The sequence below is a fragment of the Nostoc sp. FACHB-892 genome, assembly GCF_014698795.1.
Lineage (GTDB): Bacteria > Cyanobacteriota > Cyanobacteriia > Cyanobacteriales > Nostocaceae > Nostoc.
The window spans coordinates 45,182-66,588 of sequence record NZ_JACJTR010000037.1 but is presented as its reverse complement, the minus strand read 5'-3'; the positions used below and the strand labels follow the sequence as shown (position 1 = coordinate 66,588).

Sequence of the window (21,407 nt, the reverse complement as noted above, 5' to 3'; positions counted from 1 at the left end):
AAGATTATCGCACACTCTACTTCAATACTAATCAGATGGAAACAAATTTAATTAAAGTGTATGACGCGACACTATTAAGCTCATCAAAAGTTTACCAAATTAATGGTACACATTGTCGATACTTGGGTGATGAAGGTACTATACAACATCCACAGTATCTATTTCTACCTCTACCAAATCAAAGAAAAAAAGCCAGCTTTCGATTAAATCGAAACAAACTCATGACTCGCTGTTATGAGGTCGAAGGCATGGTTTATCAAAAGCCTGCGGTACAGGATAATTCACAGCAACTTCAGCTATTTTAAGCCATGTCTATACATAAACCACCAGTCATCAAAAGACACATTAGGTTACAAAATAGCTCTGCAAAAGTAATCTATAAAGCTACTACAGACATTCACAAGTTGAGAAATACTCACAAAGAAAGCTTCGCTGAATTGAAAGTGAAAAATAATGATTGAGGTGAATAATCATGGTACAAGCAATCGACAACATTATCGCTACAAATTTCCTAACTGATGCAGTAGTCGAGCGCCACAATTTCTCACAGTTAAATAAAACCCGTATTCGGTTTCGCATTCAGCTAAAGAAAAGTACAAAGTCTGCCGCACCTAAATGGGCAGATGTCTTAAAAGCTGAAGTCTCTGAAATTGAATCAGACCTTGTGAAAGTCACAAATTCCGAAGTCGGTTTGCGAGGTATTAAGGTATTTAAGAAGTTAGATGAAGCTGCCGCACAATTGAGGCAAGAGATTGCTTCAGTTCAAGAATGGATGTCTGCTGATACTGGTGATTGGGTCTGTCCGATTGATTTAGCTCCACTCGTTTGGAGGCAACTGCTTAATATCAGAGATAATATCGCCCCTGGATTGCGTAATCAGTTAAAAGCTGATTATGAAGCTGGGTTGCTTGATTATCAAGACCGAATTGACCAGTTTCTCTCACTCCATACTTGGAAATTATCGCAGGATAAGCAAGAATCTGTAAAAGCCAACTTGCTAAGAGCATTTCCAATTCTGACCGACCTTGAAGACTATTTGCAAGTCGTTATTGGTCGTCCGGTAATTATTCCTGCCCTTTCTGAACAACTCAATCAGCAACAAGCCGAATGTCTTGACCAGATTACCAAGTTCATCCAACAGTATGACAAAAATCTGGAGCAAAGGCTACGGGAATCAGCCCTGGCAGGTGGTGAACAACTTGCCGCCCAATTGCTTGAAGAGTTGGCTGATTGGGAACCAGGGAGGAAACCCATACAGTTTAAAAAGAAGATGGAGCGTCATCTGATGAAGGTTCAAGTGCTGTTGGCAAACGCTTCACCGGAGGCAGGCAGTAGCTTGGAGGCGATGATGGCACACTTAGATTCTATCGTTAACGATCCAGCGATTGAGTCTAAAAATCTTGGTTCTGATACGCGCAGTCAATTGCAGCAAAAGATGGATTCTATCCGCGCCAAGTTGCTGGATGAACAACGCAATCTACAATCACTTGCGACTGGCGACGTGGGATTGTCGAAAGCTACGGTCATGTCTTTCAAGTTTAGGTAAAAAACAGTCTTGGGCGAGGGTATATCGCTCAAGACTAATGGATTTAATACGTAGTTTCCAGAATAACCCAAAAAGAATATCGCACCCCTAGTATTTCTCAAACCAATTTGAAAGCCTTGGAGCTAAAAATGTCACATTTCTCAACAGTTAAAACCAAGCTTGCTAACCGTGAATGTCTAGTACAAGCTTTACAAGATTTGAAACTGAATCCGCAAGTTCACGAAACAGCACAGTCACTAAAAGGATACTACGGTGGCTCTCAAGGTCAAACTGCTGAAATTATAGTTTCTGGTCGCACCATAAAAGCTCGTGCAGACATCGGATTCAAGTGGAATCAGTCAAGCGGTGTGTACGAGGTAATACACGATAGTTATGAAACAGTTCCGAAGTTGGGACAAGACTTCTTTAGTAACAAGTTGATGTTGGCTTACGGACAACGGATGGTGAGAGCTAAAGCTGCCGAGTTACAAGAGCAATTTGGAGAATGCAGTATTGCCGAAGAAACCAACGGAAGTACGCAAACTCTACGGCTGACTTTTGCTGGACATCAAGAAGTTAAACAGTACGTGAGGAGATAAATATGGAACGTTCAGTTTTGATTCATTTCGACAATGCTACAGGTGAAGTTCGAGTGGAGGCTGAGGGATTCGAGGGCTTGAGTTGCTTATCAGCTACGCAACCATTTGAAGAAGCACTTGGAGTTGTGGGCGATCGCACTTACAAGGATGAAGCGCAAACCCAACAACTTCGGACTACGAACAGCAGTCAAATACGTTTGCGTCAGTAATCAGTCATCAGTTACCAGTCTTAACTCGGCTGGTAACTGCTGATCATAAAGGCTTCGCCATTTCATAAGTGAAATATTTGAATAATTGACATGAAACTCTCAAATCTGCTCTCCACACTAGATTCACAAATCCCCATTGCTGCGGTTGATGTTCTGTCTCCTGATGAAGCGACGATTATTCAGTGGCTGACTGCTGAAGCTAACAATAAGCTTTCAAGTCCTGTGTTCTTCTGGAATCTGGGAGTATCAACCTTAGAGCAATGTTTAATCGCAGCAGATGGAGGATTGGTGTTTAAGCCAGTTGCAGAGTACAAAAGACCACAACACGCTGACCCATTGTTATATGTGTTTGATTACATTGCGAATTTTAGTGCTGATGGAATCTTCATCTTAGGTGACATTCACTCGTTTATTGGTAAGAATTCGCCTTCGTTATCTTGGGAGGTGGTTAGCAAGGTAAAAAATCTCTACCATCGTCTTAAACCGACTGATAAACGCATTGTGTTGCTGGGTCAAAACATTCAATTACATGAGTCACTTGTACGCTTAATCCCTTATTGTGAAATTCCTTTACCAGGAGTTGAGCAAATACTTGAGCATATCAATTCTTATTTGCATGACCTACAACAGTCAGCTATTGAACAGGAATTGACTTTTACTATTTCCCTTAATAAAAATGAAATTGAATCTCTTTCTCGTGCTGCCCTGGGATTAACCCTGGAGGAGATTAGCGACTTCCTGCGGTTAACTGTTAAACATAACCTAACATCAGATGGGATTTTAATTGATAGTCATTTCATACCCCAAGCAGTCGAGTATAAAACTCGGCTGTTGTCTCAAATGGGTATTGAATTGGGCAAGCCTGCTAGCATCTCCTTTGGAGGATTGGATTTGTTGCGTGAGTGGCTCAATCGACGGCGGCGGCTGTTCACACAAGAGGCGCGTGAGCTTTCCTTGCCTCAGCCAAAAGGTGTGTTGCTTGCAGGGCCGCCCGGTACTGGGAAAACTTTATTAGCTAAAAACATCGCTAATATTCTCAATTTACCACTCCTACAGCTAGACATTGCGTCCCTCTTGGGCAGTCTGGTCGGTGAGTCTGAGGGGAATGTCAGACGGGCTTTGAAAACTGCCGAGGCGATCGCCCCTTGCATATTGTGGGTGGACGAGATAGAAAAAGCACTTTCGGGGACTGGTGACACGAGTGGAGTCTCACAGAGGATTCTGGGCAATATCCTTACATTCATGTCCGAATCACAGTGTGGTGTATTTGTTGTGGCAACTTGCAATGACCCATCTGCGTTACCAAGTGAACTAAAGAGGAAGGGAAGATTTGATGAAAACTTCTTTGTTGATCTTCCCACAGAACCAGAGCGAGTCCAGATTCTGGGGATTCATCTGCAACGTTTTGGCATTCATCTGGAATCGGAGTATTTGGAGGCGATCGCAGCCAATACCACAAAATTCTCTGGCGCAGAACTGGAAACGCTTGCTTCGGAAGCTGCTCTGCTGGCATTCGATGAAGGGCGACCGCAGCAGGTAACGCTTGCTGATCTGGAAACCTGTCGCCAAACCATTACCCCGCTTGCGATTCAGGACGCGGCGGCGGTTGAGCGGATGCAAAGTTGGGCATCTACTGCACGACGGGCTAGCAGTCCTGTGGTTGCAGTGAAAACTCAATCTCTCAGGACTGCCAAATACAGAAACCTAAATTGATATTAATTGCGGTTGCTCCTTAATCATAGAGGGGCAATCACTCTTTTTTTTTGTAATTGACAGCAAACTTTTAATAGTTAATAAGGCAAAGAAAAATGACGACAGATTTAGTTACTTATTACGGGCAAACAGACTTGATTAACCAACTGGTTGATAACTACGGCGCACACTTAGAAAAGTTAGATAGAGAAACCAAACTGTTATTACGAGTAACTCTCTCTACATACATTGTTATGCAACAAGAGTACACCCCAACTGAATATCCAGTTTCTACAGCCCTTGAAGATGCTTTATGTGAGCTAGTAATTCCTGATTCTATTCCCCAGGATTTGTATGATGTCTGCTCTGTTTTAAATGGACTAACAACTCTGGAAGCGGAAACGTTACTTGAAGCTTTACAGCATCAAATTCGATGGGGCAATGCCCGTCAAGCCGTGAATTGACAGGGTAAGAAACATGGAGATCTATTTAGTCTTTGTTGATGCTATCCGAAACAGCAATAAATTCTGGTTTGCTAAAGTCGAAGATGGGAATTTGACAGTCCAGTGGGGGCGAGTTGGTTATCAAGCGCAAACCAAAGTTCACCAATTAGTCAGTTATCAAAGAGCCATTGCTAAATTTCATAATTTAGTAGCAGAAAAGAAAGCTAAAGGCTATAGCGAAAGTCAGCCAGAGATTGATGCTAGCCGCAGTGTTGCAGACATTAGACGAGCTATTCAATTGTTGAATATTATCCGTCCTTGTATTGCTAGTAGAATTTTTCACGATGGCTACATTAGCGCTCTAAATGAATATCTGAAAATTGTCCCTACGCCTTTGGGGATGCAGATAGATTATCACAGAGTTTACCGCACAGTAGCAGATATTGACTATCAACAAGAGTTACTCAATTCTCTGTTAGCGACACCTGCACCACAAGTTGCTGTGGTGGCTGTTGGTCATGCCCCTGAAGCGACAGCAGAACCCAAGGTAGTCAGTCTCAAGACTATCAGTAAGAACTTCTGGCGACATTTATAAGGTTCAAGAGCGTGACTGGCAAAAAGCTAGCCATGCTCTTTTTTTTTCAAGGAATTGATTAAAATCATGACTAATCAGCCACAAACATTAATTTTAAGCACTAATTACAGTTTGCTCCTTATATAAGTCCGAGACGTTGGTAATCACCCTCAATAAATCCTCTACTGTACAAGGTTTATTAAGATAGCCATTTGCTCCTATTTCTATGCCATAGTACTGTTCTGCCTCGCTAGCTTTAGCTGTAAGAAAAATCAAGGGAATATTTGCTGTTATGGGATTTTGACGCAATGTAGTGAGAACTCCGTAACCATCTAACTCTGGCATCATAATGTCACAAATAACTAAGTCAGGTAAATGCTCTTTTACTTGATTAATACCAATGTGACCGTTTTCTGCACTAATAACATTGAAACCTTCTGCTTCTAAACCCTCTATTAATATCTCTCGTGTTTGTGGCTCATCTTCTATTACTAAAAATTTTTTCATCATTTACTCAACTATGCAAATATAAACTGCTTAAATATAAATATTTTGGCTTTTATTAGCACCATTTAGGTACGGATTAAAAGTACTTTCCATGCCTAAACTTCACTGGAAGCAAATCTCAAGTAACTACGCCATTTGCCGAGCCATTAACTGGGCAAATAGCCCATCAACAGCAGCTAGTTCTTGAAAAGTTCCTTGTTGTACAACCCGGCCTCCCTGGAGTACATAAATGCGGTGAGCATTACGAATGGTACTAAGTCGATGAGCGATCGCAATTCTGGTAACTTGTAAATTATCTAAACTTTCACTAACAATCGCCTGGGTTCTGTTATCAAGCGCACTGGTAGCCTCATCAAATAACAAAATGCGAGGTTTTAATGCTAGAGCGCGGGCAATCAATAACCGTTGTCGTTGCCCTCCAGAAAGATTACCACCTCCTTCACTCACAACAGTATGCATTTGCATTGGCATGGCGGTGATATCCTCAGCAAACCCCGACATCCGCGCCGCCTCCCAAGCTTCATCTAAAGTAATTTGAGCGCCACCGGCAATATTCTCGAAAATGGAGGCTGAATTTAGCTGACCACTTTGTAAAACAACACCCAACTGCCGCCGTACCGCATCTACATCTAACCCAGATAAGTCTTGACCATCGTAGTAGATGCTACCTGCAATTGGAGTTTCAAATCCCAGTAGTAATCGCAAAATAGTTGACTTTCCGCTACCTGAACCACCTATCAGAGCAATAAACTCACCAGGAGCAGCAGAGATACTTACATCATCCAGCGTCAGCGGGGCATCACTACGGTAGCGAAAAGTAATATGTTCTAAATTAATATTACCGATAAGTCTGCCAGGATCGGCTTTGTACAGATCCACTTCTGGTATAGTCGAGAGAATAGGCTGGGTGCGTTGCCATTGGGGAAGAACTTGCAGGATTTCTGTAACAGTATTGCTCAGGTTTGTGGTTCCCCTAGTAAAGTTACTAAAAGCGGCGTTGAAAGCGAGAAAAGTTCCAAGGGATAGTTCACTAGCTCCTGAAGTTGGAGGATTTTCCAGAAGCCTAATAGTAAACCAGAAAAGAACTCCCGAAGTTAGTATAGGCATTACTGTATTGAAAAGCGCAACAGCATCTTCAACCCGTTGTGTACTAAGCTCTAGCTTAATTTGTCGAGTATAATTTTTACTCCAAGCTGCAAATGCACGTTCTTCTGCCCCGGCAATATGTAACTTAGAAATGCCATTAATTAGCTGGACTGTTTGCCCAAAAATACTGCCCCGCAGTTCCAATAGAGGACGCACCTTAGATAGCAAGAGTAAACCAGAGGCTGTAGTCACAGCGATTGTAACTATGGCAAATGCAACAGCAATCAAAGCTAATTGGTAGTTGTAATAAAATAACTGTCCCAAGTAAAACAGCGCGAACAGACTGGTAAGGAGATTGATTAGGGTCCTCCCACTCAGTCGCCGACTGATCGTACTCACCGATGATACGCGGGAGAAAATGTCTCCGGTTGTGTACTGTCGGAAAAAAGATACTGGTAAGGAGAGCAGCCGATCCCAAACACCAGCTTGAGTGGCGGCATCTCCACCTGTTTCAATCCGCAGCAGAGCAAATCCCTGAGTTAGCCCAAATAGTCCTGTCCCCAAGGCTGCAACAAGTAGCCCCAATCCTATTTGTAGTAATAATCCTTTGTCACTATCAGGAATTGCATTGTCTACAATAATCGCAGTGGCATAGGGTGTAATCATCCCTAGTATGGTGACAGCAATGCCCGTAAACAAAATTACTAGTAGATCCTGCTTGCGTCCTTTAAGTGTGAACCGCAGTATATCAACAGCTTGCAGTACCTTATCAGGTAAAGAGCGATAAAACATATAGGCAACAGGAGCCAGTGTTGCTGCTATACGCTCATCCACTCGAAAGCGGGTATGCTCAACTGGGTCAAAAATTTCATAACGAGTTGCACTAATTGGTAGCAGTGCTACTGGTCGATTATCTTGCTGGGTATAGGCAACTATTGGCCCAGAATCCTTTTCCCACCAATTATCTCGCAACAGTACCTGCCGCATTCGGATGCGTGAAGCCCGGACAATTGCTGACAATGGCTCTTTAACTCGCTTGAGGTCTTCAGAACGAGACGGGGGACGAATGTTTACGCCCATTGCCCTGCCAACAGCTCCAGCAGCAACCAATAAAGGAGTGCCTTCATTGAAAAAGTCTCCGTCTTGGGAACTTAATGTTGATGCTAGCTCCCCTATAGCCTGGGCTGTGACTTGACGATTGAGGCGTTGGCGATCGCGCAATCGTGTCATCTCTGCCTGTACTTCCCGCTCATCTAACAGGTTAAGGCATTGTAGGAGTTGAGTGTGTAGTTGAGATAATCCAGCCAGAAAAATATCTGGATTTTGGAATTCGCTAGTGGTTTTAGTAGTAAGTTGTACCCCCTCCAATGCTTCTAACCACATTCTGTCAGTGACAGGAAAAGTTGTGGTGGCTGTGGTTAAAATCAGTTCCTCAAACCCCAGAAAGCGGACAGTCCCTTGAGTCAGCTGTACCCAACAAGTGACATTTGCTTCTGGCTGAAAAGTCTGACCATTGTTTAGGGAAAATCGTGATTGTCCCTTAGCTTTTACATGAATTGTTGGGGTGGTAACGTGGGACAATACATTACCGATTTGTAACAGCCAATTTTCTATCCAGGCGATCGCCCTAATATCTCCACTGGCTACTAACTCTCGGTAACATTCCTGATGTACTTGTAGTAATTCAGTCTCTCCAGTGGGTACTGCCAAAATCTGACGGTGTTGATTAGCAGAATTAGCAGCAGTTCCAAAAAGTGCCTCTCCTTGACTAATACTGCACAGATAACGGCGCATCCCTTCGATTACACCATCTTTAACTGTGACGGCAAACAAAGCCATAGAGCCAGACTGAATTATCCACACCCGTGAAGGGTCATCCAGTAGAATCGGTTCATTGCCATTAACTATATAAACTTGCCCCTGTATTAGCATTTTAGATTTTAGGTTTAGATTTTTAAATGTTTTATGATAATTTACTGCTCACCGTCTCTATCCTTCAGTTCCCAGCAAGCGCGAATATGCACCATCCACTTGCCATAATTCTTTGTGAGTGCCAAGTTGTACTACCTTTCCGCGTTCTAAAACGATGATTTGATCGCAGTCGCGGATAGTGCTTAATCGATGAGCGACAATGATGCAGGTACATCCCCGGCGGCGGAGATTCTGGTCGATGATTTGTTCTGTTTCTGCATCTAGAGCGCTGGTGGCTTCATCCATAATCAGGATTGAGGGATTATTTACTAAAGCACGAGCGATTTCTAAGCGTTGTCGCTGTCCGCCACTTAAATTAGCAGCACCTTCTATGAGTTTGGCATCTAATCCACCAGACATAGAGAGAATTACATCTGCGATCGCTGCATCAAGACATGCCCGCATCAGACTTTTATCTGGTACAGTAGTATCCCACAGAGTTAAATTATCTCTAACCGTGCCGCCAAACAACAAAATTTCCTGCTCCACCATTGCAACAGAATTTGTAAGCAGTTGTTGGGGAATCTGCTCTCTAGATTTACCATCAAAGTAAACTTCTCCCGCCCAAGGTTGATAAAGTCCGCTTATAAGTTTAGCAACGGTAGATTTCCCAGAACCGCTTCCACCTACCAAAGCTACTCGTTGTCCCGGCTTAATTGACAGGTTAAAGTTTTCAATTAGTGGCGCTTCCAGACGACTATAGCCAAACGTAATATTCTGCAACTCCACATATCCCTGCAACTTGGGAACAAGATAAGCAGATGAAGAAGAATTTACTCCCCATGCCCCCTGCCCCCTGCCCCCTGCCTCCCCTACCTTCCCAATCGGATTATCCAGCACATCATCAAGGCGAATTAAATTCCCCTCAAGTTCTTGAAGAGTTGTACCAAAGTTGACCAGATTGTTAACAGGCTGCTGAAAGTTAAGCATCAAACCTTGAAACGCTATAAGCATTCCGATGCTGAGATGTCCATCCATAACCCGTAATCCACCGACAACCAACAACAACATCGAAGAAAGGGCGGATAAAAGCGTGGGTAATACCGAGAATGTCTGGTTTGTCACCCCTAATTCCTGCTGGGAATTAAGAGCTTTAGTGTAATAACCTGACCACCGGGAAAAGAAATCTGACTCTAACCCTGATGCTTTGAGTGTTTCTATACTTTGAAGCGCAGCAATAGATACACCAGCAGCTTTCCCATATTCTTGAATCAATCGTTGATTCGCGTCTACACGTTGACGAGAAATTAGTTGCAAAATTAAGACATTCACCGCAGCAAAGCTAACTACAATTAAGGTCAGCACCCAGTCATATTGCACCATGACCAGGGCGTAAAAAAACACCATAAATGTATCGATGATTGTAGTTGCTAATTGTCCTGCCAGAACATCAGCTACTTGGTCATTGAGAGTAGTACGATTACTGATTTCTCCGCTAAATCGTTGAGCGTAAAAGCTAACAGGTAAGCGGAGGATATGCCACAGGAAGCGGCTGGACATACCCACAGCTAATTTGATTTTCAAGCGCCGCAGGTAGCGTAACCGTAGTAAAGTTAGCGATCCTTGGAGTATAGCAGCAAGAGCCATTGCCAACAGCAAAGGACGTAACCATAACTGACGTCCCTCTACCAATATCTCATCTACAAACACTTGACTAAATACAGGTATAACTAACCCAACAATAGTCAAGAAAAATCCTGCTATTATGCAGTAAAGCAAGGCTTCACCTGAACCTTGTAGCCGTGACCATAAGGATAGAACCATGCTGGGTTTGCGACCACCTTTTGTAAACCCAGTGCTTGGTTCCATTACTAGCACCACTCCAGTGTACCCTTCGTCAAATTCCTGTAGAGATACATGACGTGGACCTGTGCCAGGGTCATTGATATAAACCCGTTGCTTGCTCCATCCTTCTACTACAAGGAAGTGGTTGAAGTTCCAAAAGACAATATAAGGGGGGCGCAGTTCTTGCAGTTGCTTGAGTTCTTTTTTAAAACCTTTCGCCTCTAGCCCATAGTTTCTAGCAGCCTTTACCATGTTAGATGCTTTACTGCCATCGCGGGAAACTCCACATTCTTGACGCAGTTGTGCTAAAGGCACAATCCGACCGTAGTAACCTAGAATAATTCCTAAAGCAGCAGCCCCACATTCCACTGCTTCCATCTGTAGAAGAGTGGGTGTTTTTACCCGTGTGCTTCTGCTCGGCAGTAATTTTTGTAAGTACTGCCAAGGATTAAACAGTGTTACTAAGGTAGATTTAGTAGATACCACTAACAGACCTCAAGATAGGCAAAACAAAGGTGATTGGTGCGCGTTCTTCTACCTTGACTCGCGCAACAGTAGTAGTTCCAGAAGAAACAGGCAGTTTTGGCCCTGTGGAAGAAGACCATTTATAGCCGCTTGGGGTGCTGGAATCTATCTCTAAATCAGAGAATACTTGTATCAGACCTTCTTTTTGTTGAGATACTAGACCTTCCACCACCTCTGCATTACCCACTTCCGACGCGGCTGCTTCCTTTGTAATTGGAAAGCGCGAGATATTAGTAACATTTGCAACGATACCGCCAAATCGTTCTCGTTTCACAGTTTGAGGAGTAATTTGGATTGTCATCCCTGCTTTAATTTTCTTACCTTCTGATACAGGGAAATAAGTAACACTAACTAACTTGCTTTTAGGGTTCTCCGCCTCAACAGTTGCCAAGCGTGTACCAGCACTAACAACTTGTCCTGGTGTGAGCGTGATTTCTAAAATGCGTCCGCTATATTGACTAATAATTTGGCTATTGTTTCCTAGTTGCAGTTCCAGTTGGGAAATTTCTCGTTTGACTTCTTGAATCTCTTTTTTGCGGGTAGTGGCATCTTCTAAGTCTTGTTGAGCCACAGAAGCCTGTTTGCTATCCAATTCTTTGACTTGAGCTTGTAAGTCAGAGATGGTGCTGAGGTTTTGACGATAATCTTTTTCTGTTTCTGTCTCCTTCAAATCTAGTTCTTTGAGTTGATTTTTGATGTCTGCAATTTTTTCCAAGTTCTCTAGGTATTCTTGTTCTGCCTTGAGTGCCTCATCCCCAGAAATTGCACCTTCTTTCTTGAATAGCTGTCTGCGGATTTCCACTCTCTGGAGAAAAACAGGAGTCAAAGCTTGGGCTTGTCGTAGACGTTCCTGTAAGCCTTGGCGTTGTTGTGCAATAGAGGTGTTGCCTTTGGTTTTTAACAGAGGTGTGATGGTTTGCAGTTCTAGTATACGTTGTTGAAGATAATAACGTTGTTGTTGTTGCGATCGCTCCTCTTGTTGCAGCCTTTGCCCTTGCAATGAACCAACAGCTTTGTCTTGTGATTCTAGTTCTGTCAGCTTAACTCGCTGTTGTTGCAGTTGCTTGCGGAGTTCAGCTTGGTCAATAGTTGCTAATACTTGCCCTTTTTTAATGACATCTCCAACTTTAATATTGAGAGCTATTAACTGCCCTGCACTTTTTGATTGCAATGGTACAACATTGCTTGGATAAATCAATACACCTCGACCCTCAAAGGTGATAGGAATGCGTCCATAAATGCTCCAGATAACAGCTACCCCCACAATCGAACCTAAAGCAACAAGCGGTAGCCAGCTTCTAGGGCTGACCACCTGCATGAGTTGATCTAATCTTTCAGGAGAAGACAGACGCTTCAGTGACTCCTGTCGAAATAGCCGCGTTTTTGATTTAAAATTCAAGGTAATCTAGCACCACAAAAATTAGTCTTAAATATTGTAGTTGTTTGGATCGTTTATCATAGAATTTAATTTGGTTTTCCCCAGTAAATCTCCTTAAAAAATCGTAATGATTCAGATCATAGCCATGAGCATTAGGGGCTTTCTGCTCCCTAACCTACAAGATATCGGACAGGGATTATTCAAATCCGACAAATAATCAATAATTTTTAGAATAAAGCTGATACGAAGGTGTTTCAATAATTTACTGTATGGCATACAGTAAATTATTGGATTGGATGAGCTATGTATCAAAAAGCTGGCAAGATACTCTTATCTTTGACTCAAACTCTATATCTCGCTAAAACAGCCTTGGATTGTTTAATAAAAAAACTACTGTATGCCATACAGGAAACTCTTTAGTAAAGTTGGTACTCACTTTATTATTAATAATGTAATTAGGAAGTAATAAATACAGCCGCTAAACTTCCTCGCCAGCCTAAAGAGGTTGGTGCGATATGTGGCTAATTCAAACCATGTCTAAAGAAAAAGCAAAAGAATTTTATGAATTTTCTAAGAACGATGATGAACTACAAGAAAGGCTCAAGGCTGCTAACAGTTCTGCGACAGTAATCCAGATTGCATCTGAGAAAGGTTATGAATTCACTGAGTCAGAATGGGAAATTGCTATGCAAGACGCTATTGCAGAAGATGAGCTATCTGAGGAGGAGTTACTAGCTGTAGCAGGAGCGGTATACCATCAAGATGTTGACCTTCCCGACGGCACACATATTCATACACACGCATAGTACTTAGAACAAAATTAACGGCAGAGCTACGGCAGAATAAGTGCTGAAAATACAATAGTAAAAAGTGAGCTATTCCATTTTTATGGATGAGGATTCTTCATCCAATCTAAGCTCACTTATTACTTACGCATATAGTATTTTTCCTAAAAAAACACTATATTTTTTTTAGTAGTATCGCGCTTTATCAGCTTCTATTTTTTTATTAAACTGAGTTCATAAGCAAACGCTAGTACTGAAATTGCTTAACTAATTTGGAGGTAAAAATGTCAAAAAAAGCTGTTGCACAACTTTTTAAAAATGAAGAAGTTAAACAAGAATTAATGGCTGTAACAAATTATAAAGAAATTATAAAAATTGGTTATAAAAAAGGCTTTGTATTTACACGAGAAGAATTTGAAGCAGTTAAGCAAGCAGCAGATGAGTTAAAAAATAAAATTGTCAAAGAGCAAATGTTCGGCATTAATCAGTATTGTCAACAGGGAAGCCAATCAAAATCTGGACAAACAATTGCATTGCCTTCTCTTGAGCTTAGTCAAGATAATTCGACTTCATTAAATTACTGTTATGAATTTAATCTGCAAGATATTCAAGGATTTGAGATATTAGAAAATGAATTAGAAAAAATCAAGATTAAGCTAGATGCAGTAGATTTATGTCTTTTTAATCAAGCTTTTCGATTTGATGATTTTAATTTTGCTTCTATCTCTCCAGCTTCGGCAGAATTCCAGGCTCAATATGACAAAATTATGAGACAAAACACTAATGTAGATATAAAGTTCCTAGAATCTAGATATCTTGCTCATCGTAGTTCTCATTTAATAAATTTAGATAACTATGTAGAGGATAAGCTTTATGAAGATTATTTTCAGTGTAAAGTCAGAATAGTAAGAACTTTGAAGAACTTTTTTGGGGCTGATGTAAAACTTACTGGCAGTTTTTGGTATCCCCCAAATGCTTATAGACTCTGGCATACTAATGAAGATTGTGTTGGCTGGAGAATGTACTTGATTGACTTCGATCAGCCTGAATTGGCAGCAAATGGCAAATCATTTTTTCGTTATATGCATCCTGAAACAAAGGAGTTAATAACTCTTGTAGATAAACCAAAGTTGGTTAGGTTTTTTAAAATTGAAAAGCAGCCAGAGCAGTTATTTTGGCATTGCATAGTCAATGGGACAAAAGCTAATCGATGGAGTTATGGATTTCATGTTCCTGATAACTGGATGCAAAAGATTAAACTATGCGTAAAAAACTAAGAAAATTGCAGCCTAAGCATTTGACAAAAACCGTTTAAGTAGGTAGGCACAATTAAACCGAACTGTGTAAACTTATGTAAAGCGCCAGAAACGCTTTCAATATAAGCTTTTAAGCGATTTACATTTCTTAATCTAGTTGTATCTTTTAGCGCCCACCTACTTAGTTCAACCTTTAGCTTAGAAAATAAATCTTCAAATCCTGTTCTATCCCGAAGTTAAAAAATACGAACGTACTCAAATAGTACGCTCGTAATAATTATTTCTGCCAACCTGCACTAATGCATTTTTGTTAAAATTCTTCACTTCTCAATTCTTCTCTTCTTTCACTAGCCTAACCAGAGTATTTCCTACCTTCATCATGAAAGTTTTGCTTTCATTTGCGGCTGAGTTTTCATTAGACTGCTTCCATTTTTCTACTTCTTGATACTGAACAGTCTCGAAAATATCTTTGTTAGAAAATCTGAGACTAATAGGTTCTTCTATTTCCTTTTCATCAGGTTGAATAATTCCATGCGGCGTTACTACGTAAATTTTTTGAAAACGTCGATGATAACCGCTTAAAGCAACATATTCCCATCCTCTAAATCTCTTTAAAAGACTGTAAAAACTTGAGGCTGTAATAAGAGTAAATAAATTAGCAAAAGGATTTCTGCCTGCTTGGACGGAAATATTTTTTTCAGAAAAATCAAACGACCATCTGCGAGAACAATTAGGAAAAACTATCTCTAGCTGATAAATTACTTTCCAGTGACAATGTTCTAAAAACAACGAATATTTTTTTTCTTGAATAAATTTTGGAAAATTAAATAAAACTTCTTCTTCTATTGCCTCCCTCATCTCATCAAGATTGTAATTATCTGGATTATCGTCAATTATATTACCATCTATATTCACAGGTGAAAAATCTAAAATATCTCTATCATCCTCAAGCTTATTGACAAATTGACATATTTCTTTCATATGTCTAAATTCATTATTTTTAAAGACCAAGATATCACCAGGTTCGAGAGAAAATACGTTTTCTCCTACTTCTGGGTAAACCATCCTTACATCTTTACAAAATTGTTCTCGCGTTACTGGAAATACAATCTTGTTCAGCCAAGATGAACCATTGATTTTTTTGAAGCCATTGGCTCCAGGGGCAATCGCCTTTGGTTGAATCATACTGATGTTTTTAAGACACTTGTTGTATGAAGAGTAAGGGAAAGACAGACTCTTATTATATTGGTAATTAGTCTCTAACATTGGTTGCCAGGGTGCTAATAAAAAGTCAATTTGGGGATAACGAGATTTTACAAAACGAATTGTATCTAAACTGACGTTTGAGTCTACCTGATTCCAAAAAACCCCTGATAAATCAGAAAATACTATGCCAAATTCAGGAACTCGGTTTTCCGAGCGAGTTGCGAGAATGCTAGTGGAGCCAATCTTAACTTCACTAAAATCTTCCACAGTATAAATTTGTGAATATCCTAATTTGATGAGACAGTTTTTTAAAACTTTATCTTGAGGAATTAAGACATCAACTGTCTTTGGTAGATGGGCAAGGGAGCGAATATCAAAGTGATCCGAATGCCAATGCGATATAATTAGCAAATCAAAATCTGGAAGTAGTTCATGAATTACTTCCCGCTTTGGATATACATCTTCTATCCCTTGAAGATATGGAGACCATAGCACAGGGTCCATGAGAATTTTGCAATCTTGCGTTTCCACAAATATCGAAGCATGTCCAATCATTTGTATTTCCATAGTTCACCCCTATTTTTAATAAGTTTTTAGTGCAAGTACAAAGCAACGGGAAATATTAAGCCACACCTTATTAGAAATTTTTATAAAACCCAAAACCTGGGATTATTTTCTAGATAACATATATAAATGACTACAAGTTTAGACTTGAGCCTTTGTGCTTTCCAACAATTACTTCCTTAGAGCTTAAGTTATTATCTTTAATGAATTTTATTTCTCTATATAAGTTTTTACTTACCCTAAAAACCCAAAGATAAAAAGCTGATTTCTTATCAATCATTCAGTTCAATATAAAACTCTATTTAATCTGGTTCAAGAGTTTCCTGTATGGTATACAGTGTTTAGCTTTTCTTATTACAATCTTCTAAAGACTTATGAACAAAATCCTTAAATTATAAGGAGTGTAAAATTTTCGGTAACAAATCTTTATTGATTCCAGCAATGCTTAAAGTCATGACCCTTATGGTGTCAACATAACCAAGATAAGTTTCGTATTGCTCTCGCTTATCTAGAGGAATTTTGTCAAATTCAACTCCTTTCCCCCAACGATGAACAGTATTGGGTTTAATTTTTAATAATCTTGCTATCAAGTTGATACACTTTTCCCTATAACCATGTTCAGACTCCATCGCTAAAATTAGTTTTTCTGTATAGCGAGTTCGCCCATTATCATCGATAGCTTCCAGCCCAAACCAGCGACGACAAAAAATTTTTGGATTCATGCCTTTTTTATGATAAACACAGTCCTTCAGAATGCTATCAACGTCCGTAGCTAACTGTTGCTTACTGATTGGGCTTGGAGAATATCCTGTATTCTGAAAATCTTGCTGTATATCTGCGTTAATAACAGCAGGCTTTAATTCTTCTGTCCCCTTAAACTTATTGCGAATTTCTACTTGAGAATTTATTGTTTGTAGCATAGCTTTTAAATGCTTGTAAGAAATATGCAAAGTGGATTAGACCCTATACCCAGGAATTTAACTTACTGTTAACTTCTCCAACATCCAATTAAATTTTTTACCTGCGATCGCCACACTATCTAAAACGCTATCATTCAACTCATCCTCATATTCCAGATTTTCAGCTAACGACAAACCTTGACTATAAACCCGCTTACCATAACCAAGCTGACTCAGTGTTGCTTGTAATCTCTGAGAAAGTAAAATAGTGATTGCACGATAAAAACGAGATGCAAATCCTACATCTTGCTGTAACTTTGCTGCCATTTGCTGTCGAGAAATTGACAATACGAGCGAGTCTTCAATTGCCTTAACAGTTGCAGAAGGTAGGCGACCATCAATGAAGGGTGTTTCACCGATAATTTCGCCTTTCGCTAATCTGGCTATTTCTCTAGCAGAAACTTCACCCCCCTCGATTGCAGCAAAAGCACGAGCTAAAGGATTACGCTCATTTTCAGCAATAGAAAGAGACATTGCTCCATCTAAAAGAATATAGAGTGCATCTACAGTCCCTCGTTCATGGATGAGTGTGGTATTAACAGGAATTTTTTCCTGAGTTCCACAACTCATCATCCAATCGATGTCACTATCATGTAATTCTCCCAACACAAACAGCACATCTCTCAAAGGTTGACCTTGTGCTAAGTTACTACGACTAAGTTGATTGATAATGTTTTGGATTCTATCTGAAAGCATAATAGCGATCGCCCGATAAAATCGTGAAGCAAAACCAATGTCTTGCTGCAATTTTGCTGCCAACTTCTGTTGGGGAATTGACATCACTAGTGACTTTTCTACAGCCTGAATAGTAGTAGCTGTGAGGCGAGTATCTACAAAGGGGATTTCTCCCACTACCTCGCCACTAGATAATCTTGCAATTTCTCGACCTAAGATTTCATTACCTTCGATGGCTGCAAAAGCACGAGCTAGAGGATTGCTATCTGATTGAGAGATTGTAACTTTTAAGATTCCATTTAGTAATATATACAGGAAGTTAGCTACTTTTCCTTCTTCAATCAGAATAGTACCAGCAGCTATTTCTCTCTGATGTCCTGTATCAATCATCCAATCGATGTCAATCTTAGTTAATTCTTTAAGTAAAACTTCTGTCATAAGTAAGTTCTTTTCTTATTTGATAAGGTTTAGTAAGAAAAACAAGCCACAAAGATGCGATAAATAATTTTGCTACCAATGACTTACAACTAGACCAGCAATCTGCTCTGTAATTCCTTTAATTGTCTGAGTAATGGTATGTTGGGAGTAACGCAAACAAAAAAGACCTTTGCTACCCAACTGCACCATGTCTTCTGAAAGCGGTAGAATCCCGGCTACGGGGACATCATAAATTTTTTCTACCTGTTGTTTCAAATCTGCAAAATTCAAGGACGGTAAAACTTTATTAAGGATTAGCACTATTTTTGCTGCTTTCAGTTTCCGAGCTACATCTATTGTCACAGCAGTTCCCTGAAAGTCTTGACTATCTGGACGAAGAATAATTAGTAAAACATTAGAAATACCAATAGAAACTAAGGTTTCTTCATTCAGTCCAGGGTGAGTATCAATTAATAAATAGTCCAATTTCAGGTTACGGATAAGTGACTGAAAACCATCGTTGAGCCGGATAACATCATACCCTTCACGTAAAACCCTGGAAATTTCAGCAGCTTTAATACTAGAAGGGATCAGATAAAGGCTGCCCTTAACTGTGCTTGTATTTTCTTGCTCTGCAATTAAAGTATCAGTGACATCATAAGCAGTCTCTTTGATATTACAGCGCCCCCATAAATAATCATTGAGAGTAAGTTGTATTTTGTCCTCTTTCAAACCAAAAATAATATGAATTCCTGGCGATTGGATATCAGTATCGATAATACCTACACGTTGTCCTTGCAACGTCATAGTAGCTGCTATATTGGCAATTATATTTGATTTACCAGTACCGCCACGAAAGGAATGAACAGCGATAATTTGTGCCATAAGTAACCTCATTGTCGAGAATTAAAAGTCAGGAGTTAGAAGTTATTATTTCTCCCTCACTTGTAACATCAGTATTAACTAATAAACTCAATGCCTCACCATTGCGCGGTCGCTCTTTTAAAGACTGCACCTGAGTTTGCAATCGCTCGTAGTATTCTGCCTCAGTTTCGGCTTTTGTTACTTCGTTTTCTCTGAGTGTTTGAATCTTTTTTTGTAGCTGTTCAAAATGTTCATTTTGGGTAATTTCCATAACTTGGCTGACTCTTTTAGCCTCATCGATCTCAATCTGAAGTTCTTGGACTTCAATTTTCAACTGATGATCTCGCAGCCTGACTTCTTCAGCCATCTTTAAGAAAACACGTACTAATTGACCAATATCATCTTGGTGATGACCGAACTGAGCTAAATTTTGATGTAGTTCTAGTACATGAGAATCAAAATTATCATCTTCTAATGCTTGGGCCACGGTGGTAAGAGCGTGAATCGGTCGAGAAATACTTAGCCCAAAAAGCAGCGCGATAATTGCCGTAATAACCCCAACAAATAACACGCTACTGCCATTGAGCCAAACCAGACGATTCAAAGGAGCGGCAAAGTCTGCTTTGGGTTGACTGACTCCCAATACCCAAGGTTGGGTTGCTAAGGGTGCAAAGCCGACTATTTGCGACTGTGATCGCGGCAACTGATAAGTGGCGTGTCCAGACTGCGTAGCTTTTAACATTACCTTAAAGTCGGGAATGTCCAAACTCTGAACTCGATCCGCACCGTAGCGTTTGTTCTGAACAATCGGCTTTAGCGTCTTATCTGACAGTGGAAGCAGGTTATGATTTGAAACAGATGGATCGGAGTGGCTAATGACTATTCCCTGTTGGTCAATCAAGAAGGCATTGCTCTGAAAGCCTATATCTAAGGCATTAGCATTAATAGTTGTCCAAATATTTTCTCCCCGAACATTGAGTAGGGTGGTTCCCACAATCTCCCCATCAGGTGATCGCACGGGTTGCGAGAAAAACATTCCTGGACTTTCGGTTGTTTCGTCCACCAAGACGCTAAACCCGTAAAAGTCCTTTTGGATAGCGGAGTAGTTTTGACCAATTAACTTTGAATCTGTGGCAGCAACGCACTGGCCCTTTCTATCCATCAGCAAGACACTATCAATGTCTGGATGAGAGCGGAAAATCTTTTGTAGTGTCAGTTGCAGATTGGGGTGGTAACTTTCTCGCTTTTCTGATGTATCAGCAGCGAGAAAATCTATCACATGAGGATCACTACTGACTTGGGCAACCACACGATGATGGTCAATAATTAACTGGTCAAAGCGACTAGCACTACTACTAGCTAACAGTTCCAGTTTGCGGTATTCGCCAGCCTCTACACTGCCTAAGCTCTGTTGCAGATTGTAGTAGGCAGTGAAGATCATCGGTACTAGCACAGCGCAAACCAATGCTACCGAAATTTTAGCAGCGATTGACCAAGCGAGTGGATTAAATAACCGATGAAAATGCTTCATTTGAAAAATGCTTGTCAGCTTTAAAGTGTAATATTTTGATCCAAGGATTAGACTTTACAAGTTGAAAGTTAAATATGCTAAATTAAATGGATTTAAAGCTTTATTGCTTTACTCCAATTAACACTAATGGTTGCTACTACTCTAGCTGCGTTGGGTCTTTCTAAAAGCTTTAGGTGTAATCCCATGATGTCGGCGGAATTGGCGAAAAAAGTAACCTTCATGCTGATAACCAACTGCTTGAGCAACTTGACTTACACATTGATCAGTCTCTAACAGTAGAGCGCGTGCTGCTACCATTCGACGTTCAATAATCCAATCATTCACTGTATATCCTGTATTGCGTCGTACTAAGTCGGTCAAATAAGCCGCGCAGTAACCAACTGCAACAGCTACGTCAGATAAGCTAATTGGTTGATTATAATTTGCCTCAATAAATTGAAAGACCTGGCTCAGTTGAGGATTACTAGGAAATATCGTTAGTAAACTATCTGGTGAACTAGCAGTATTGGCAAGGGCTTGTTCTGCAACTATCTGAAAATCAGGAGTGCAATGCTTGTTCATAAATGCTTTTTTGGTTTAAGCAGTGATGATCCCTAAATTGATCGAATTCACTAAAAAATCTGTTGACTTTCTTGAGAGTGAACAAAAAATACTTTCTCTATAGTGATATTACTGTTTCATACTTTTTGCAAGTCACCCATTTTAACTAAGCTTTTATACCTAGTTAATTTTAACTAGTAGTCGAAATCCAAATTTTATGCATTGTATTTAAAAGCTTTCTGATTTATCTTGTAAGCACTAAATTAAACAATCTTTCTTCCCAGAGAGTAAATACGGCTGGGATACACATTAAAAT

The 21,407-nt window shown here is 40.2% G+C and carries 19 protein-coding genes; 9 read left to right on the top strand and 10 right to left on the bottom strand.

The window, feature by feature from the left end; all coding sequences use genetic code 11:
- The 7 genes from H6G96_RS31015 to H6G96_RS30985 form a co-directional block, all read left to right on the top strand.
- A partial coding sequence (locus H6G96_RS31015) for a hypothetical protein (protein ID WP_347242296.1) occupies positions 1-305 on the top strand: 305 nt, incomplete at its 5' end.
- 167 nt (positions 306-472) lie between these two features.
- The gene (locus tag H6G96_RS31010) at positions 473-1,546 is read left to right on the top strand and encodes a hypothetical protein (RefSeq protein WP_190916765.1); all 1,074 of its coding nucleotides are present in this window, start codon (positions 473-475) and stop codon (positions 1,544-1,546) included.
- Positions 1,547-1,674: 128 nt separating this feature from the next.
- A complete protein-coding gene (locus H6G96_RS31005) occupies positions 1,675-2,124 on the top strand; it encodes a DUF1257 domain-containing protein (RefSeq protein ID WP_190916763.1) in 450 nt (149 codons plus the stop codon).
- A gap of 2 nt (positions 2,125-2,126) precedes the next feature.
- Positions 2,127-2,333 (top strand): DUF2997 domain-containing protein, encoded by a 207-nt coding sequence (locus H6G96_RS31000; protein ID WP_190916761.1) that lies wholly within the window; start codon positions 2,127-2,129, stop codon positions 2,331-2,333.
- A gap of 90 nt (positions 2,334-2,423) precedes the next feature.
- Complete coding sequence (locus H6G96_RS30995) at positions 2,424-4,046, top strand: AAA family ATPase (RefSeq protein WP_190916759.1); 1,623 nt, start codon at positions 2,424-2,426, stop codon at positions 4,044-4,046.
- A 95-nt stretch (positions 4,047-4,141) separates the two neighbouring features.
- Positions 4,142-4,489, top strand: a complete 348-nt coding sequence (locus H6G96_RS30990; protein ID WP_100904470.1) for a hypothetical protein — start codon at positions 4,142-4,144, stop codon at positions 4,487-4,489.
- Positions 4,490-4,502: 13 nt separating this feature from the next.
- Positions 4,503-5,063, top strand: coding sequence for a WGR domain-containing protein (locus H6G96_RS30985; RefSeq protein ID WP_190916757.1), 561 nt, complete (start codon positions 4,503-4,505; stop codon positions 5,061-5,063).
- 93 nt (positions 5,064-5,156) lie between these two features.
- Here the strand turns inward: H6G96_RS30985 and H6G96_RS30980 are convergent, their stop codons facing one another.
- The 4 genes from H6G96_RS30980 to H6G96_RS30965 all read right to left on the bottom strand — a co-directional run bounded on the left by H6G96_RS30980 (position 5,157) and on the right by H6G96_RS30965 (position 12,315).
- Entirely contained in the window at positions 5,157-5,552 is a 396-nt protein-coding gene (locus H6G96_RS30980; RefSeq protein WP_242063460.1) for a response regulator, read from the bottom strand.
- 123 nt (positions 5,553-5,675) lie between these two features.
- The gene (locus H6G96_RS30975; protein WP_190916755.1) at positions 5,676-8,567 is read right to left on the bottom strand and encodes an NHLP bacteriocin export ABC transporter permease/ATPase subunit; all 2,892 of its coding nucleotides are present in this window, start codon (positions 8,565-8,567) and stop codon (positions 5,676-5,678) included.
- Positions 8,568-8,624: 57 nt separating this feature from the next.
- Positions 8,625-10,877 carry an NHLP family bacteriocin export ABC transporter peptidase/permease/ATPase subunit gene (locus H6G96_RS30970; protein WP_190916753.1) on the bottom strand — a complete coding sequence of 751 codons (2,253 nt, stop codon included), beginning with the start codon at positions 10,875-10,877 and terminating at the stop codon, positions 8,625-8,627.
- Positions 10,864-12,315, bottom strand: coding sequence for an NHLP bacteriocin system secretion protein (locus H6G96_RS30965; protein ID WP_190916751.1), 1,452 nt, complete (start codon positions 12,313-12,315; stop codon positions 10,864-10,866). The genes H6G96_RS30970 and H6G96_RS30965 overlap by 14 nt, the downstream gene beginning before the upstream one ends.
- Before the next feature lie 494 nt (positions 12,316-12,809).
- Here H6G96_RS30965 and H6G96_RS30960 point away from each other — a divergent pair, with 494 nt between their 5' ends.
- Together H6G96_RS30960 and H6G96_RS30955 are read left to right on the top strand one after the other, a co-directional pair.
- On the top strand, positions 12,810-13,100 hold the full coding sequence (locus H6G96_RS30960; protein ID WP_199339804.1) for a Nif11-like leader peptide family natural product precursor: 291 nt from the start codon (positions 12,810-12,812) through the stop codon (positions 13,098-13,100).
- A gap of 263 nt (positions 13,101-13,363) precedes the next feature.
- Positions 13,364-14,356 (top strand): Nif11-like leader peptide family natural product precursor, encoded by a 993-nt coding sequence (locus H6G96_RS30955; RefSeq protein WP_190916750.1) that lies wholly within the window; start codon positions 13,364-13,366, stop codon positions 14,354-14,356.
- 306 nt (positions 14,357-14,662) lie between these two features.
- On the opposite strand, the gene H6G96_RS30950 is transcribed toward H6G96_RS30955, so the two are convergent.
- The 6 genes from H6G96_RS30950 to H6G96_RS30925 form a co-directional block, all read right to left on the bottom strand.
- Positions 14,663-16,108, bottom strand: coding sequence for an MBL fold metallo-hydrolase (locus H6G96_RS30950; protein WP_190916748.1), 1,446 nt, complete (start codon positions 16,106-16,108; stop codon positions 14,663-14,665).
- 389 nt (positions 16,109-16,497) lie between these two features.
- Positions 16,498-17,055: a hypothetical protein gene (locus tag H6G96_RS30945; protein ID WP_190916746.1), complete on the bottom strand. Its 558-nt coding sequence runs from the start codon at positions 17,053-17,055 to the stop codon at positions 16,498-16,500.
- 27 nt (positions 17,056-17,082) lie between these two features.
- Positions 17,083-18,177 carry a cyclic nucleotide-binding domain-containing protein gene (locus H6G96_RS30940; RefSeq protein ID WP_190916744.1) on the bottom strand — a complete coding sequence of 365 codons (1,095 nt, stop codon included), beginning with the start codon at positions 18,175-18,177 and terminating at the stop codon, positions 17,083-17,085.
- Positions 18,178-18,249: 72 nt separating this feature from the next.
- Positions 18,250-19,041, bottom strand: coding sequence for a MinD/ParA family protein (locus H6G96_RS30935; RefSeq protein WP_190916742.1), 792 nt, complete (start codon positions 19,039-19,041; stop codon positions 18,250-18,252).
- A gap of 28 nt (positions 19,042-19,069) precedes the next feature.
- Positions 19,070-20,551 (bottom strand): cache domain-containing protein, encoded by a 1,482-nt coding sequence (locus tag H6G96_RS30930; RefSeq protein ID WP_190916740.1) that lies wholly within the window; start codon positions 20,549-20,551, stop codon positions 19,070-19,072.
- Positions 20,552-20,692: 141 nt separating this feature from the next.
- A complete protein-coding gene (locus H6G96_RS30925; RefSeq protein WP_190916738.1) occupies positions 20,693-21,112 on the bottom strand; it encodes an AraC family transcriptional regulator in 420 nt (139 codons plus the stop codon).
- Positions 21,113-21,407: the final 295 nt, after the last annotated feature.

Bases quoted from the DNA above. Each gene is read 5' to 3' on its own strand.
- H6G96_RS31010 (WP_190916765.1), top strand. From the start codon at position 473: ATGGTACAAGCAATCGACAACATTATCGCTACAAATTTCCTAACTGAT.
- H6G96_RS31005 (WP_190916763.1), top strand. From the start codon at position 1,675: ATGTCACATTTCTCAACAGTTAAAACCAAGCTTGCTAACCGTGAATGT.
- H6G96_RS31000 (WP_190916761.1), top strand. From the start codon at position 2,127: ATGGAACGTTCAGTTTTGATTCATTTCGACAATGCTACAGGTGAAGTT.
- H6G96_RS30995 (WP_190916759.1), top strand. From the start codon at position 2,424: ATGAAACTCTCAAATCTGCTCTCCACACTAGATTCACAAATCCCCATT.
- H6G96_RS30990 (WP_100904470.1), top strand. From the start codon at position 4,142: ATGACGACAGATTTAGTTACTTATTACGGGCAAACAGACTTGATTAAC.
- H6G96_RS30985 (WP_190916757.1), top strand. From the start codon at position 4,503: ATGGAGATCTATTTAGTCTTTGTTGATGCTATCCGAAACAGCAATAAA.
- H6G96_RS30980 (WP_242063460.1), bottom strand. From the start codon at position 5,552: ATGATGAAAAAATTTTTAGTAATAGAAGATGAGCCACAAACACGAGAG.
- H6G96_RS30975 (WP_190916755.1), bottom strand. From the start codon at position 8,567: ATGCTAATACAGGGGCAAGTTTATATAGTTAATGGCAATGAACCGATT.
- H6G96_RS30960 (WP_199339804.1), top strand. From the start codon at position 12,810: ATGTGGCTAATTCAAACCATGTCTAAAGAAAAAGCAAAAGAATTTTAT.
- H6G96_RS30955 (WP_190916750.1), top strand. From the start codon at position 13,364: ATGTCAAAAAAAGCTGTTGCACAACTTTTTAAAAATGAAGAAGTTAAA.
- H6G96_RS30950 (WP_190916748.1), bottom strand. From the start codon at position 16,108: ATGGAAATACAAATGATTGGACATGCTTCGATATTTGTGGAAACGCAA.
- H6G96_RS30940 (WP_190916744.1), bottom strand. From the start codon at position 18,177: ATGACAGAAGTTTTACTTAAAGAATTAACTAAGATTGACATCGATTGG.
- H6G96_RS30935 (WP_190916742.1), bottom strand. From the start codon at position 19,041: ATGGCACAAATTATCGCTGTTCATTCCTTTCGTGGCGGTACTGGTAAA.
- H6G96_RS30930 (WP_190916740.1), bottom strand. From the start codon at position 20,551: ATGAAGCATTTTCATCGGTTATTTAATCCACTCGCTTGGTCAATCGCT.
- H6G96_RS30925 (WP_190916738.1), bottom strand. From the start codon at position 21,112: ATGAACAAGCATTGCACTCCTGATTTTCAGATAGTTGCAGAACAAGCC.